This window comes from Engelhardtia mirabilis (assembly GCF_007748095.1).
Classification (GTDB): Bacteria; Planctomycetota; UBA1135; order UBA1135.
On sequence record NZ_CP036287.1, the window covers coordinates 4,915,203 to 4,929,183 of the forward strand.

12 protein-coding genes are annotated in these 13,981 nt (G+C 73.1%); 8 read left to right on the plus strand and 4 right to left on the minus strand.

What is annotated here, in order from left to right; all coding sequences use genetic code 11:
* Window positions 1-66 precede the first annotated feature (66 nt).
* Complete coding sequence (locus Pla133_RS18145) at window positions 67-2,745, plus strand: CHAT domain-containing protein (protein ID WP_145067828.1); 2,679 nt, start codon at window positions 67-69, stop codon at window positions 2,743-2,745.
* Window positions 2,746-2,801: 56 nt separating this feature from the next.
* Here Pla133_RS18145 and Pla133_RS18150 read toward each other — a convergent pair whose 3' ends face one another.
* Window positions 2,802-4,685: an FG-GAP repeat domain-containing protein gene (locus Pla133_RS18150; RefSeq protein ID WP_145067830.1), complete on the minus strand. Its 1,884-nt coding sequence runs from the start codon at window positions 4,683-4,685 to the stop codon at window positions 2,802-2,804.
* 759 nt (window positions 4,686-5,444) lie between these two features.
* Between Pla133_RS18150 and Pla133_RS18155 the strand changes: the two genes are divergently transcribed.
* Window positions 5,445-5,711 carry a hypothetical protein gene (locus Pla133_RS18155; RefSeq protein WP_145067832.1) on the plus strand — a complete coding sequence of 89 codons (267 nt, stop codon included), beginning with the start codon at window positions 5,445-5,447 and terminating at the stop codon, window positions 5,709-5,711.
* 13 nt (window positions 5,712-5,724) lie between these two features.
* Here the strand turns inward: Pla133_RS18155 and Pla133_RS18160 are convergent, their stop codons facing one another.
* Entirely contained in the window at window positions 5,725-6,567 is an 843-nt protein-coding gene (locus Pla133_RS18160; RefSeq protein WP_419191697.1) for an SDR family NAD(P)-dependent oxidoreductase, read from the minus strand.
* A gap of 190 nt (window positions 6,568-6,757) precedes the next feature.
* Here Pla133_RS18160 and Pla133_RS18165 point away from each other — a divergent pair, with 190 nt between their 5' ends.
* Entirely contained in the window at window positions 6,758-7,309 is a 552-nt protein-coding gene (locus Pla133_RS18165; protein ID WP_145067837.1) for a DUF4920 domain-containing protein, read from the plus strand.
* A gap of 242 nt (window positions 7,310-7,551) precedes the next feature.
* Here the strand turns inward: Pla133_RS18165 and Pla133_RS18170 are convergent, their stop codons facing one another.
* Complete coding sequence (locus tag Pla133_RS18170) at window positions 7,552-8,001, minus strand: arsenate reductase ArsC (protein WP_419191698.1); 450 nt, start codon at window positions 7,999-8,001, stop codon at window positions 7,552-7,554.
* Window positions 8,002-8,018: 17 nt separating this feature from the next.
* On the opposite strand from Pla133_RS18170, the gene Pla133_RS18175 reads away from it, so the two are divergent.
* Together Pla133_RS18175 and Pla133_RS18180 are read left to right on the plus strand one after the other, a co-directional pair.
* Complete coding sequence (locus tag Pla133_RS18175) at window positions 8,019-9,080, plus strand: glycosyltransferase (RefSeq protein ID WP_145067839.1); 1,062 nt, start codon at window positions 8,019-8,021, stop codon at window positions 9,078-9,080.
* On the plus strand, window positions 9,077-10,198 hold the full coding sequence (locus Pla133_RS18180; RefSeq protein WP_145067841.1) for a glycosyltransferase family 4 protein: 1,122 nt from the start codon (window positions 9,077-9,079) through the stop codon (window positions 10,196-10,198). The genes Pla133_RS18175 and Pla133_RS18180 overlap by 4 nt, the downstream gene beginning before the upstream one ends.
* Window positions 10,199-10,333: 135 nt before the next feature.
* Here Pla133_RS18180 and Pla133_RS18185 read toward each other — a convergent pair whose 3' ends face one another.
* Window positions 10,334-11,062 carry an FHA domain-containing protein gene (locus Pla133_RS18185; protein WP_145067843.1) on the minus strand — a complete coding sequence of 243 codons (729 nt, stop codon included), beginning with the start codon at window positions 11,060-11,062 and terminating at the stop codon, window positions 10,334-10,336.
* A 93-nt stretch (window positions 11,063-11,155) separates the two neighbouring features.
* On the opposite strand from Pla133_RS18185, the gene Pla133_RS18190 reads away from it, so the two are divergent.
* The 3 genes from Pla133_RS18190 to Pla133_RS18200 are packed head-to-tail and all read left to right on the plus strand — an operon-like array spanning window position 11,156 to window position 13,765.
* Window positions 11,156-12,064 carry an ABC transporter ATP-binding protein gene (locus Pla133_RS18190; protein WP_145067845.1) on the plus strand — a complete coding sequence of 303 codons (909 nt, stop codon included), beginning with the start codon at window positions 11,156-11,158 and terminating at the stop codon, window positions 12,062-12,064.
* Window positions 12,057-13,172: a hypothetical protein gene (locus Pla133_RS18195; RefSeq protein ID WP_145067847.1), complete on the plus strand. Its 1,116-nt coding sequence runs from the start codon at window positions 12,057-12,059 to the stop codon at window positions 13,170-13,172. The genes Pla133_RS18190 and Pla133_RS18195 overlap by 8 nt, the downstream gene beginning before the upstream one ends.
* Window positions 13,169-13,765 (plus strand): tetratricopeptide repeat protein, encoded by a 597-nt coding sequence (locus Pla133_RS18200; protein ID WP_145067849.1) that lies wholly within the window; start codon window positions 13,169-13,171, stop codon window positions 13,763-13,765. The genes Pla133_RS18195 and Pla133_RS18200 overlap by 4 nt, the downstream gene beginning before the upstream one ends.
* The last annotated feature ends 216 nt before the right edge of the window (window positions 13,766-13,981 follow it).

The window sequence follows — 13,981 nt, forward strand, 5'->3', positions numbered from 1 at the left end:
TCGGCCGCGCACTTCGCGGTGTCGTCGGCCGCGCACTTCGCGGTGTCGTCGGCCGCGCCTTTCGCGATGTCGCCGCCCCCGGTCGGCGGGCAGGGGCAACCGGACGCGGGCGCCGACGCGGACCTCGCGACCGCGTTGGGCTGGGCCGGAGAGCTCGACGACGCCGAGCGTGGGCCGGCGGTTCTCGAAGCCCTCGCGCATTGGCTCACGGCCCGTTGCGCCGAGTTCGACGCGGCTGCGGCCCTGGACAGCGACCTGGCGAGTTCCGCCGGCACCTGGTTGGTGCTGTCCCGCGCGGTGGCCGAGCGCGTCGCTGACGGGCGGTCGCTCGAGGTCCTGACTCGCGCTCGCAGGATCGCCGACCGACTCGGGCACCCCGACCGGGCCGCCGCGGTCTACTACGACCTGGCCCAGGGCCTGGTCCTGGCCGGCAGGCTGGACGAAGCCTTGGAAGTGGTCGAGTCCGGTCTCGCGCAGCACGACAGTTGGATCTACCGACCGTTGCTGCAACTGGTGGAGGTCCAGGTCGCGCGGCTGCAAGGGCGCTGGGAGGACGGCATCGCCGCGACCGATCGGCTGATCTCGGGCGACTCCCTCTACGACGAGCGCACGCTTCAGAACGACAGCGCCACGGCACAACAGCGCGAGATCGGTGTGCTCCATCGCCGCGTGCGGGGCATGGCCCTGGGTCAGCGCGCCCGCCTCGAGCTCGAGTTGGGGCGCGTGGACCGCGCGGCAGCGATCGCCTGGGAGCAGCTCTCCCTGGCCCGGTCCGCGCAGGACCCTCAACTGGAGCTCGACGCGCAGGTCGCCCTCGCCTCCTGCGACTTCCTCGGCCAGGACTACCAGGCGACCCTGCGCGCGGTGGACGAGATCGTCGCCAGCGGGCTGGCGCAGGAGGGACACGCCGAGGTTCGTTGGCTGCGCGGCATGGCCCTGGGCAGCATCGAGCTGCAGCAAGCGGACGCGGAGCCCAGAGGCGCCGTCTTGCTCGAGCAGGCCCTGGCCAGTGGCCAACTCGACCAGGTCGCCGAGCTCGACGCCGAGTGGATGTTGGCGGAGATCGCCCTGGGCGCCGGGGACGCGGCCACGGCACGACGCTGGCTCGATCTCGCGCGAACACGCCTGGCCGGTTGGGGCCAAGACCGCTCCCGGCTGGGCACGCGCGAGCTGCGCCTGTTGGCCGACGAAGCCGAGTTGAGCTGTCGCGAGGGGGCCGACGAGGCGCGTCTGCGAGAGATCGCGGCGGAGCTCGAGGTCGGGCTCGAGACCCTGCTCGATTCCTGGTCCCGGGTCGGCGTCGACGCGGGCGGCGTGGGCTTCCTCGAGACGGAGGATCGCCGGGCGCTACTCGGCGAACTGGTCCGCGTGCACGCGCGCCTGGACGGCGAGCGGGGCCTCGCGACCGCCTTCGAGCAGGTCCTGCGAGCCCAGGCCATGGGCTCCCTCGCACGGCGCGGCGAAACCGCAGCCGGCGACCTGGGGCAGGTGCGGGCGGACCTCCTGGGCCCCGGCGAGGGACTCCTCGTCTACGTGGTGACCGAGCCGACGGTGCACCTGTTGGCCATTGACGCCGAGCGCATCGAGCACTTCGAGTTGATCGGCGGCGGGCGGCTGAACCCGCGCTGCCTCGCGCTGGGCGCCGACCTGCAGCGTCGACTGCCCCCCGGGGCATCGCCCATGGCCCAGGGCGAGCGGCTGCAAGGGCTGACCGAGGCCAGCCGATCCTTGGGTGCCGACCTCCTGCCCCAGGCGGCCTGGGAGCTGGTGCGCGAGTGGAAGGCTGCGACCGTCGTCGGCGCCGAAGTTCTCCAGGGCCTCCAGGTGGAGGCCCTCGGCACCCCCGACGGCCGACTGTTGGGCGAGGCCCTGGCCGTGGTGGTCACGCCATCGCTCCCGCTCGCCCTCGAGGACGCTCGACTGCGCCGTTCCCGCTCAGCGGCCGAGGAGCCGCGGGAGGGCGCGATCGACTTCGCACTCCTGGCCTACCTGTCCCCCACCGATGCAGTGCTCGAGCTCCATCCGGGCTTGGCGCGCGTGGAGTTGGATGCGAACCGGCTGCTTCCTCTGCTCGCCCCCTACGGCGAGGACGCCTGCGCGCTGCTGCTCGATCCGCCACCGACCCTGGACGACCTGACCCGCGCCCTCGATCGCGCCGCAGTGGTCCAGGTCCTGGCCCATGGCGTGCAAGACCCCTTTCGCGAGCGGGGTTCAGGGCTGGTTCTGTTCGGCGAGGGCGATGAACTCGGCCTGGTCTGGTCCGAGGACCTTCAGCAGCTGCCGAAGCAACCGCGGGGCCTGGTCCTGTTGACCTCCTGCGGAACGTCGGTCGGTCCCCGCCGCACCGGTGACGACGAGCCGGCAAACCTGGCGGGGGCCCTGTTGGCGCGGGGGGCCAGCGGCGTTCTGACCACCGGTTCCAAGCTCGAGTACAGCCTGGCCCAGGACCTCGCGCTCGAAGTGCACCGTCACCTGGCGCAGGGCACATCGGCCGCCGAGGCCCTGCGCGCCGCGCGCGCGACTCTCGGCGCCGGCGATCGACTGCGGGCATTCGAGCTGGCCCAGGTGCAACTGCTGGGCTCGCCGCGCAGTCCTCTGGAGGGACGACCGTCGCGCTCCCCTGACCCTTCGTGGTGGCTACTGGTCGTCACGCCCGCCGCATTGCTCGCGGCCGCCGTTGCGCTCGCCCTGCGGCGCCGAACGCTCGGCGCGCGCACCGGTGCCGACACCGGTGCGCGCGCCTGAAGCCGTCGGGGTCGCGAGCGAGGACCGCAGCCGGGGCTGCGGGCGCCGGCCAGGACTCAGAGCTGCGAGGGCTCGTCCCAGAAGAACACCACGCCCGGGACCGGCGAGGTCTCGAGCACCGCCGGCATGGGCACGTCCGCGAAGTTGCCGACGCGACCCAGGTCGACGCTCAGCCCGAGCACGATCCCCGCTCCGTACGTCCCGGGCATCTGGAGCGGCAGGACCGACCGCTCACGCAGGAAGTAGGGGTCGCTCTGGAGTTGGAGCTGGTAGGTCTGGTCCTCCAGGTCGGCGAGGTCGGGATCCAGGGTCATGGCCGAGACGAACCAGCGACCGGGGTTCGAGATCGTCGGCTGGGACCCGCCACTCGACTGGACCAGGCGCATGGTCAGGAAGATGTTCCGACCGTCGGGCCAGGGGTCGAGGGCCGGCTGCCCCCAGTCGAGGTTGACGCCGATGTGCCGCCAGTCCTCGGTGGTCTGCGAGCCCGTCAAGGTCGGGAAGGGATACAGCTTGTTGGACAGGCCCACCGCCGACACCTGCTGCCCCGGGTTCTGCTCCCAGACCTGGATCTGAAGGTGGGTGAAGCTGGCGATCGGGATCCCGCTCGGGATGTCGAAGTAGACCCGGTAGGGCGCCTCGAAGCCGTTGGAAGTCAGCTCGTGCTCTGCCAGGCCGACGAACTCGACCGTCGAGCTGTCCCCGAAGAAGCTCCCACCGGTGAGGAAGAAGATCGGTGCGCTGACCACAACAATCGAGTTCAACGCGGTGAAGGGACACAGCACGTCGGCCTCGCCCGACTGGTCGATGTCGGTGAAGACACCATTGGGCTGGGCACCGATGACCGAGGCACCCGGGTTGGTCGTGTAGGCGTGCACGCGGTAGTCCTCGGGGCCCGTCGCGAAGGCAGGCTCGAGCACGCCACTGTTGCCCAGGACGAAGCCGGCGCCGAAGGTGCGCTGGGTGACCAACAGGTCCATGTCTCCGTCACCGTCGCTGTCGGCGGCCGAGAAGCCGACCACGTCGACATCGGTGTCGGTGCCGTTGGCGTCCACGCGGAAGGTCATCCGCAGGGGCGTCGGCGCGGAGTTCGCGGGCGCGAGCAGCAGCAGCTCGTGGAAGCTGTCCGTGGCGTCGCGGCGGCCCCAGGCGAGGCGGTCGCCGGGCTGGATCGTCGTGCCGCGCACGGTCGCAATGGTGCCACCCGGCCCGGGGACCGCCCACTGGCCCAGGGACACCCCGGCGACCGTGGTGATCCTCAAGAACGACGTGCCGAGCGTGGCCACGTCGTCGATTCCGTCGCCGTCGTAGTCCAGGACGGCGATCTGCTGCACCGAGTCCGCGAACTGGAGCCAGAAGTACGGGCTCATGGTCCCGCCCGCACCGATGCCCCAACCGCGCACGATCGTGTCGTCGACCGGCGAGATCGTCAGCATGTCCGCTCGCGGATCACCGTCCAGGTTGGCCCGGATCATCTGGGTCACGCCGATCCACTCGGCACCCGTGTTGACGATCGCGTGCGGGACGTAGTCGCCCGTGCTCGTGTCGTAGACGAAGCGCTGCAAGCCCCCGGGCACCGAGGCCACGATCGAACCCGCGTAGACGGGCGAGGCCGAGGGCAGGATCGTCGCCGCCGTAACGCCGCTGGCGATCTTCTCGACGTAGCCATAGCGACCGACGCCGATCACGACGTGCAGACCGTCACCGGCCAGCAGCAGGCCGTCGGGATCGTCGTCGTCGGTGAGCTTGCCCACCTCGAAGGTACGCAGGGGAGCGGCGACCGCCCCCGGACCCGAGGTCGGTAGCTCGATGTCATCCGCCGGATCCGCGGGGAGTTGCAGCCCCACTGGGTAGAAGGGCGGAGATTGGGCGGCAGCCGTCAGGGCGAGGCATGGCGCGAGAAAACTCGACGCGACGAAGTACTGGAGCAGGGTCTTCAAGGGTGGGATCTCCGGTCGGGGATCGAGCGCACCTGGGGAGCAGGGCAACGATCCGATCGTACGCGACCTTCACCCCTGCTGGGCTGAGGTCGGATCCGGGGCTCGTCCAGTCCTGGCCCCTCGGTTCTCGCATTACCCACAAATTCGCATTTGCCCCTGCCGGCTCCGCTGGCGGGGCTTCGTGGGTCGCCGAACGAGAGACGGGCCCGACCGAGATCCCTTTGGCCGGGCCCGCGCAGAGGGCCACCGCGAACCGGCTCGCTGTACCTCCCTCCACTTTCGATGCTGACGTGGCGCCCGGCCCGAGGGCCCAGCGGAGATCGACCTACCTGGGAGTGCGGCGCGCGCCGGTCGTGAACGAGGAGGGCAGCCCGACTCGATGCATCGGCCCCCCGAGGGATCCGAGGAGCCCGAGCGGGCTGCCAGTGAGGCTTCCTCCGACGTCGCGAACGCCGGGGAAACCGCAGACAAGGTGGGCAATGGCTCCGGAGCCTCGGGTCGAGCAAGTAGGGGCATGCGGGGAGTGGCGACTGGTAAGCAAGCCGCCGGCCCAGGCGACGCGCTCCCCGTGAAGCAACTGGGGATCGTCGGCACCCGCACCGATGGTTCTCCCGTTTCGAGAAAGTTCGCGCGGCGCGCGTGAAGACGCCGTAACCGGCGTGGGGCCGCGGAGCGGATCGGCCGCGCCCTCAAGCTCGCGGGGGCGCGAAGCCGATCCTTCGTTCGAGCCCGGAGACTTGCTCAGGAGGACGGAACACCATGCCCCAGACCACAGTGGACGCACGCCGCCGCCGCATTGGCGCCGTGCTGGGATGGGCCGCCCTCGCCGGGGCCAGTGCCTCCTGCGTCGCGTCGGGCCGTCACTTGGCCGCCCACGGGCCCGGAGCGGTGACCCTGGCGGCGATCGAGCGCATGGAGTCCTACGACGCCCCCGCTGGCACCGCCGGCGGCGACGTCGATGGCCTCTCGGCCACTTCGCGCTGGATGATCGGCTTCTGCACCGCGGCGTCCGGCACCACCGACTGAGCGCAACGCGCGCCTATCGACCGCGTGCCGAGCGCCTCACGGCGTCGACGTCGATCTCGGAGCGGTCCCACAGGACGCGCCCCTCCATGCCCCCGGCGACGGTGATCGTCTGCCCGGTCACATGGGCCGAGGCCGAGGGCGAGCACAGGCACGCACAGACCCGCGCCACGTCGTCCGCGCGCCCCAGGCGTCGCAGGGCCATGGTCGTGAGGGTCCGCCCCACCGCGCCATCGTCCTCGAGCGCGGCCCGCGCCATCTCCGTCACCGTCCAGCCGGGCTCGACCAGGTTGATTCGGGCCAGGGGATCGATCCTGGGCAGCTCGTTCTTGAGCGATTGGACCAGCCCCACCAGGCCGGCCTTGGCCAGGGCGTAGTCGGCGTGCCCGCGCTCGCCGAAGCGGCCGGCGGTGGAGCCGATGCAGACCATCGCCGCCCCGCGACCCGCGACGGGCCCGAGGCGCTCCAGGGTCTGCATGAAAGCCCTGGCCGTGTGCACCGCGCCGAGCAGGTTGATCGCGATGGTCTGCGCCAGGCGCGCCCCGTCGATCCGGTGCAGCGGGAGGTCCTCGATCGGCCAGACCCCCGCATTGGCGATCGCCGCGTCCACGCGTCCGAAGCGCGCCGCGCCGGCCTCGAAGGCCGCGTCGACCTGCTCCGCCTCGCGCACGTCGGCGGCCACGCACAGGGCGCGCTCGCCGAATTCCTCCGCGGCCCAGGTGGTCAGCTCCGCGATGCGGTCGTGGCCCGTAAGGACCAGGCGCACGCCCTCGGCGGCGAAGGTCCGCGCCAGGGCACGCCCGATACCGCCCGATGCGCCGGTGATCAGCACCGTCGACTCCGCCAGTCCGAGATCCATTGCGCGGAGCATAGCCGCGTGGAGCACCGCCGCGTGGAGCACCGCCGCCCGTCCCCGACGCGGGGACCGCCGCCGGAGCACCCCTGAGCTAGTCCGCTCCGGGAGGCCCTGCTAGCCTGTGTGGCCCCAGGCCGCCCCCCACGTAACGGCCCGGATCCGCCGCCATCGAACGATCGACCCCACTGCGACCATGCGCTCCAAGTTCACCGCCGCCCTCGCCGGCGCAGCCCTCACCACCCTCGCCGCCTGCGCCAGCAACTCCGCGCACGAGTCCCAGCAAGAGGGCTCGTCGACGCCCGTCGAAGTGGTCGAGTCCGGCCAGGACCTCGGCCTGATCACCGCGGCCCCGGTAGCCGGATGGGACGTGTACGGCGGTGACGTCGACGAGACCACCCCGATCGCCGCGGCCGACCTCTTGGCGCGCGCGGAGGCCTTCGACGGCCAAACGGTCGTGGTCGAGGGCACCGTCGACGCCGCCTGCACCAAGAAGGGTTGCTGGATGATCGTCAAGGGCGGCGACGAGGAGATGCGCGTGCGCTTCCAGGACTACGCCTTCTTCGTTCCGATCGAGTCCGCCGGGCGCACCGCGCGCATGGAAGGCGTGTTCTCGATCGTCGAGACCCCCGAAGCGGACGTGAAGCACCTGCTCGAGGACGCCGGCAAGCACGAAGAGGCCATGGCCCACGTCGGATCGGTGCGCGAGTTCCAGTTGATGGCGACCGGCGTGCGCATGCGCGAGTAGGTCCGTCGCGCGAAGCGCGAGGCCACGGTCTCACGCGAGGCGCGAGCCCCGTCGTCCGCGCCAGCTCAGCCAGCGCGCTCCGAACGCGATCGGCGCCGGGCCCCACGGGGTCCGGCGCCGATTGCGTTCGGCGGGCGGCGCCAGCGGTGGGTCGACGCGACTGGCGGAGCACGGTCGCTCGCGGAGTACGGTCGCTCGCGGAGTACGCAACGGCGCGAGACCCGGCGACGCCCAGTGCCGGCCTACTCGGAGGTCGGCGCGCCCGCGGCGAGCCAGTCCTCGACCCGCTCGCGGATCTCGTCGCGCGCCCCGCGGAAGGCCCGCAACACCACCGCTTCGTCGCCGCGTACGGTGTAGGGATCGGGTACCGGCCAGCGCAGGACCCGGGTGCGGCCCGGCAGGGGCGGGCAGGCACTCAGGGCCTGGCGCGAGAGGGCGATCAACACGTCCGGCGGGCGCTCGAGCTCGCGGTGCACGTAGGTCGACTTGAGCCCACTGATGTCGACCCCCGCCTCCCCCATCACCTGGATCGCCCGCGGGTGCACGCCGATGGGCCGCAGCCCCCCTGAAGTCACCTCGAAACGGTCGCCGGCCAGGTGTCTCAGCCAGCCCTCACCCATGGGGCTCCGGCAGGCGTTTCCGATGCAAAGGAAGAGCACCCGCGGAAGGGCGCTTCGCGATTCGCTGTCCACCCGGGCAGGATAGCGCCGTGACCCCGCCCCGGTCTCCCACCGCGACGCGCATCGGCGTCGATCTGTGCGTGCTGCGCGCGCCCTACCCGCTGAGCCTGCAGCGCTGCGTGCGCTCGGGCCTCGAAGCCCTGCGCGGTCGCGACGACGTGGAGACCGTGCGCCTGGGCCCGATGGGCGGCAGTCGCGGCCACTGGCGCCTGCGCGGCCTGGGGCGGGCGGCGCGTCGCTCGGAAGTCGACGGCGTGCACGCCTTCGTGTCGGGCTTCTCGCCCACGGCGCCCGGCCCACGGATCCAGACCGTGCACGAGCTGCCCTGGCACCACGGGGAGAGCGAGAACGCGGATCTGCGCCACCGTCTGTGGATCCGGCTGGGCGGCCGCTTCGCGCGGGCCATCGTCTGCCCGTCAGAGCACGTGGCCCGCGACCTGCGCGCCGAGCTGGGCTCGGCGGGCGAGCGCGTGCGTGTGATCCCCTGGGGCGTCGATCGGCGCTTCGGCGAGGCCGCGGGCGAGGGTGGCCCGACGGTCGAGTTGGGCGGCGAGCCCTTCGATCGTGCGACGCTGCTCTTGCCACTCGGTGGTCGGACCAAGAAGCGCGCCAGCGCCGCGGTCGAGGCCCTGGCCCACTTGCCGCGCTCGGTGCGGCTGGTGGTGACGGGTCCGGACGGCCCGGGCCTCGATGCCGCGCGCGCCCGCGCCGCCGCCCTCGGCCTGGGTCAGCGACTGCACCACGTGCCCTGGATCGAGGAGTCCGACCTGCCCCTGGCCCTTGCCGCCAGTGGCGCGGTCCTGGCCCTGGCGCGCTCGGAGGGCTTCGCCCATCCGGTGCTCGAGGCCCTGGCCACAGGAACTCCGGTCGTCGCCGCGCCCGGCGGCGCCCAGGAGGAGTTGGCCGGGGGCTGCGCCGAGCTGGCCGATCCGGAGGACTCCGCCGGGCTCGCCGCCGCGATCGGACGCGCCCTGGCCTGGACCGAAGAGCAGCGCCGCGCCGCCCGCGAGCGCGCCGCCCGGTTCACCTGGGAGCGCTGGGCCGAATCGACCGCGCTGTTGTGGCGCGAGCTGACCCAGGGGTCCGCATGAGCGCGCGCTCACCGCGCGTGTTGGTGCTGGGGGCCGTGCTCGGCCAACCCCGGGGCGGCGTCCAGCGACACAACGCCGAACTCCTCCCGCGCGCGGCGCGGCTGTTGCGAGCGCGGGGCGGGAGCCTCGCCGTGCTCGTCGGCGCGGAGCCGCCGAGCTTCGACTGCGGCGAGGACGTGGAACTGCTCGAGTCCGCGGTCCCCGCCGGTCCCCCCGCGCGCCGCGCGCGGGCGGAGTCGCGCGCTGTCGCTGCGGCCATCGACCATGCAACCGGCGCGGGCAGCCCCTTCGACCTGGTCCACACCGCACACCTGCCGATCCCTTCCAAGCGCGGCCTGCGCGGCACGCCCCTGACGGTGACCCTGCACGACCTGCGCCAGGTGAATGCTGAGCTCGTGGGTTCCCTGCGCGCGTTCGCCGGTCGCTTCGCCTACCGAGCGGTCGCGCGCCGCGCGGCGCGTTTGCTGTTCGTCAGCGACGAGGTGCGAGCGCAGTTCCAACTGCGCCATCCGCGCGTCGTCGGGCGCGCGGACGTAGTGCCCAATGCCGGCGACCACCTGCGCGTCGTGGAGCGCGGCGCGCGGGCGCGCAGCTACCTCGAGCCCGGCTACCTGCTGCACGTGGGGCACCTCGAACCGCGCAAGAACTTGGGCCTCGCCCTGCGAGCCTTGGCCGAGGACCCGGCGCTCCCGCCCCTGGTGCTGGTCGGCGCGGCCAAGGGCGGCGAACGCGCGCGGCTGGACCGCTTGGCGGCGCAACTGGGAGTCGGCGCGCGGGTCTGGTTCTTGGGTCCCCTGGACGATTCGGAGCTGCCCCTGCTCTACGCCGGCGCGGGCTGCTTGGTCCTGCCTTCGCGCCTCGAGGGCTTCGGAATCCCCGTGCACGAGGCCCGCCGCGCCGGCTTGCCCTTGGCCCTGAGTCGCTCCGGTGCACCCAGCGAAGTGGCCGGCGACGCCGCGGAGCGCTTCGACGCCGACGACCCCGCCGAGATGGCTGCAGCGATCCGCATCGCCTTGGCGAAGGCGACAACGCCGTGCGTCGACCTGGAATCCTGGGACGACAGCGCTGCTCGCTTGGTCGCAGCCTGGGAAGCAGCCGTCGCTTCGCCGCGCGGGTGATTGATCGCGGCCGCGACCAAGTCGCGGCTAGACACGGATGATCCGTTGGCTCGCACGGGTGATCGACCCGGACGTGTGATTGGATCTCGGAGCGCGAGACCAGCTGTGCTGCGATCCGCGCTCGGTCCTTGGCGCTCAGCCCTTCGCGCCCTGGACCAGGACGAAGACGCCCCAGGCCACGGCGACGAAGAAGACCAGGGCGCCGATCACGACGCCAGCCTGCACCCAGCCGGGGTACTGCGACAGGTCGCCACGCAGGATGCCGCTCGGCTCGGCAGCGACTTCGCGCAGGACCTCCTGGCGACGGCTCTCCCCCACGGCTTGCGGCGACAGCTGCGTCGGCTCGGGTCTCTTGGCCAAGGGAGCACGGTGCGCGCTGCCCTGCGGGGTCTGGCCGCGGTCGGTGAGGCGGGTCGACGCCAACTCGATCTCGGCGGGGTCCTCCAGGGACAGGCCGCCGCTGTTGCCGCTGCCAGCGCCGGAGCTGCCCTTGGCTCCGTCGTCGACGGACGCGGAACTCACCTCGAGCGGCGGCCCCTCGTCGAACTCGAAGTCCTCGTCGATCGGGTCGGCGGGCGCCCCGTCGCCTACGAAGCGCACCTCGAGGCCACCCAGGGCGAACTCGAGCCCCTCCTCGAACATGACCTCGGGCACGCGCTGACCGGCCACGCGCAGGCCGTTGCTGGAGTCCAGGTCGACGATCCACAGGTCCTCGCCACGCTGCTCGATGCGCGCGTGCTCGCGGCTGATCGAGGGGTGGACGATCGCGATCTCACAGGCGCGCAGCCGCCCGATGCGTTGGCCCGCGACCAGGTCGACGCTGCGGCCCGGATCGGGGCCTTCGAGGATCAGGAGTCGCGCCATGGCCGGGGAGGATAGCAGGCCCCAAGGCCCGAGCGAGCCTGGGCCCCAGGGGCGACTTGTGCGCGCCGCGCGCGGGCGTCAGGCTGCTGACCCGTGTCGACCGAGTCCGCACCACTCCCCGGCCCGCAGGCAGTCGCCATCCTCGCGCGCGGCCTGAAGCGCAGCTATCGCTCGGGCTTCCTCCTGGCGCGGCGTGCGGTCCTGCGGGGTGTCGACCTCGACCTCGCGGCCGGAGCCGTGGGCGGGCTGATCGGCCCCAACGGCTCGGGCAAGTCGACCCTGCTGCGGCTCCTGGCCGGTGTCGATCCGGCCGACGGCGGCGAGCTCTCGGTCTTGGGCGGTGATCCGCGCACGGCGGCGGTGCGCACTCGCATCGGCTACGCCACCGAGGGCTGTCCCTTCCCCGACGAGCTGCCGGCGCGGGTCGTGCTGGAGCTGCTGCTGCGTATGCGCGGGCTACATGGCGGCGAGGCCCGATCCAGGGCGCTGAGGCTGCTCGACCGCGCGGGCCTCGGCGCGGACGCCAAGCGCTCCCTGGGCCAGTTCTCGAGCGGCATGCGGCGGCGCTTCGTCCTGGCCCAGGCCTTCGCCACCGATCCGCACCTGGTGCTGCTCGACGAGCCCAGCGTGGGGCTCGACGCCGAGGGCGCCGAGGTGCTCGAGCAGTGGCTCGACGAAGCCCATGCCCGCGGCGCCGCGGCGCTGATCTGTTCCCACCGGCCCGACGACCTCTTCGGGCGCTGCGAGCGGGTGAGCGTGATGATCGAGGGCCGCGTGGTGCTGAACGAGTCCGCGCGCGCCCTGGCCGAGCGGGCGACGCGCGTGGAGCTCGAGATCGAAGGCGCGGGGAGCCAGGACCTCGACGCCGCGCGCCGCGAGCTCGAAGCGCGGGGGGCTGTGGTGCGCGCCACGCGCCCGGCCGCGGCGGCCCTCGACGCCCTGTACCGGTCCCTGGGATCAACCGGACGCGGCGCGCCGGCGGGCGTCGAGCGCGATGGATGATCGCCGGCGCGTGCGCGACGTGCGCGGGGCCTTGGCCCTGGCGAGCCTGGCCCTGCGGCGCGCACTGTCGCCGTGGGCGGTGGTCGCGACGGCGCTGTGGCTGACCCTGCTCGCGACCCGCGACTGGATGCCCGCGAGCGTGCGCCTGGTCGGCGAGCTCGATCCGTCGACACCCGCCGTGGCCGCGGCCCAGGCCCGCTCGGGAGTTCTGGGTGCGGCGCTGGCGTTGGTCGCGCCGCTCGTGCTGTGGCGCGTGGCGGCCCTGAACGCGCGCACCCAGGGACCTGAGCGGGCGGGCTTCGCGGCGGCGCCGGTGGGCGAGCTTCCGCGCCAGGTCGGCCTGTGGCTCGGAGCCTGCGCGGGCGCGGCGCTCCACCTGCTCGCCTGCGCGGCCGCGGCGGAGCTGGCGGCGGGCGCGGGATCGGAGCCGGTGCGGCCGGTGGTCGGCCGTCTCGACAATCCGGCGCTGAACCTACTCGTGGAAGGCGAGGTCGAGCGCTTCGAGCTGCCGCCCCTCCCGGCGCGCGCCGAGCGGATCCAGGTCGAGCTGGTGGTCCTCCCGGCCGCCGACCCCAGCGCCACGGTCGAGCTGCGCGTGCGGCGGCTCGACGGCGACGGCCCGGGAACCTCGGCCAGCTCGACCTTCGCTGGCCGGCGCGCCCTGTCGGTCGATCTGCCACCGGGCTCGGGAACTCTGCTGGTCGAGCTGGCGCGGCCCGCGGTTGGCGCCGGCGTCGGAGTCCCGGCCAACAGCCTGTTGGTGCTCGGGTCTCCCCGACCGGGTCTGCTGGCGAGCCTGGCCCTCGCCGCCCGCACCTGGCTCGGACTCGCCTTGGCCGCGGCGCTGTTGCCACTGCTCACGCGCGGACTGTCGGCCGGCCTGGCCGGCACGCTGCTCGCCTCCCTCTGGATCGCCGCCTGGCGCGGCGCGCCCCTGGTCGAGCACCTGCCCGCCGCGACCCTGTTCGACGACCTATCGGCGCTCTCGCTCGGACTGTCCCCTGGCGCACCGCCCCTGATCAGCGCTGGCCTCGCGCTCGGACTGTCCCTGGCCTGCCTGTCGGCGACCGCCCTGCTGGAGCGGCGCCGCGGAGGTGCGACGCGGTGAAGCGCTCTTCCGTCGCCGTCGTCGGAGCGGTGTTGATCGCCGCCCTCGCAGCCGAGTTCACCGGTCTCGCCCCCGACGAGCGCTGGCGCCCGCCCCCCAAGCCGCCCTCCGCCTCGGCAGCCCTCCTCGGCCCGATCGGCCGCGTCTTCGCCAGCGCCCAATGGGTCCGCGTCGACGCCGCCTTCGCCGCCGGACGCCCGGCCCAGGCCTTCGCCCTGGCCGAACGCGCCCTCGAGCTCGATCCCGGCGCGACCGAGGGCTGGGAGATCCTGGTCTGGTTCCAAGCCATCCAGCTCGCCTCCCCCGCCCGCGAACCCGACGGCGAACGACGCCGCCAATGGCTCGAGAACGGCCTGGCCGTGGCCGCCCGCGGCGAGCAATCCGCCCGCGAGCCCGCAGCCCTCGCGCGCCTCGCCGGCGACGTCCTCTTCGTCCACGCCGACGCCGAGCCAGCAACGCCGTGGCCCGGCGGTCGCAAGGCCCTGCTCGAGCTCGCGCAGACCCACTACCGCCGCGCCGCCGAGCTGGGCGACACCGAAGCCCACGCGAGCGCCGAGGGCGTCGCCCGCAAGCTCGCGGGGATGGGCGACTAATCCCTCCGCGGTCACCAGGATTCGCTGCCAGCGCGTGCGACTCGGATCCCAGCGACCGCTGCTGACTAGTGTCCTGGATCGGAAATTCGGCACCACTGCCCGGAGGTCCGATCGATGCTGGCTAGGCGCGCCGACGACGCGTATCCGCTGCGATACTCGGAGGAGGCGCTGGCGACGCCAGCGGCCATCGCAGCCCGGGAAGTGACGCCGAACTGC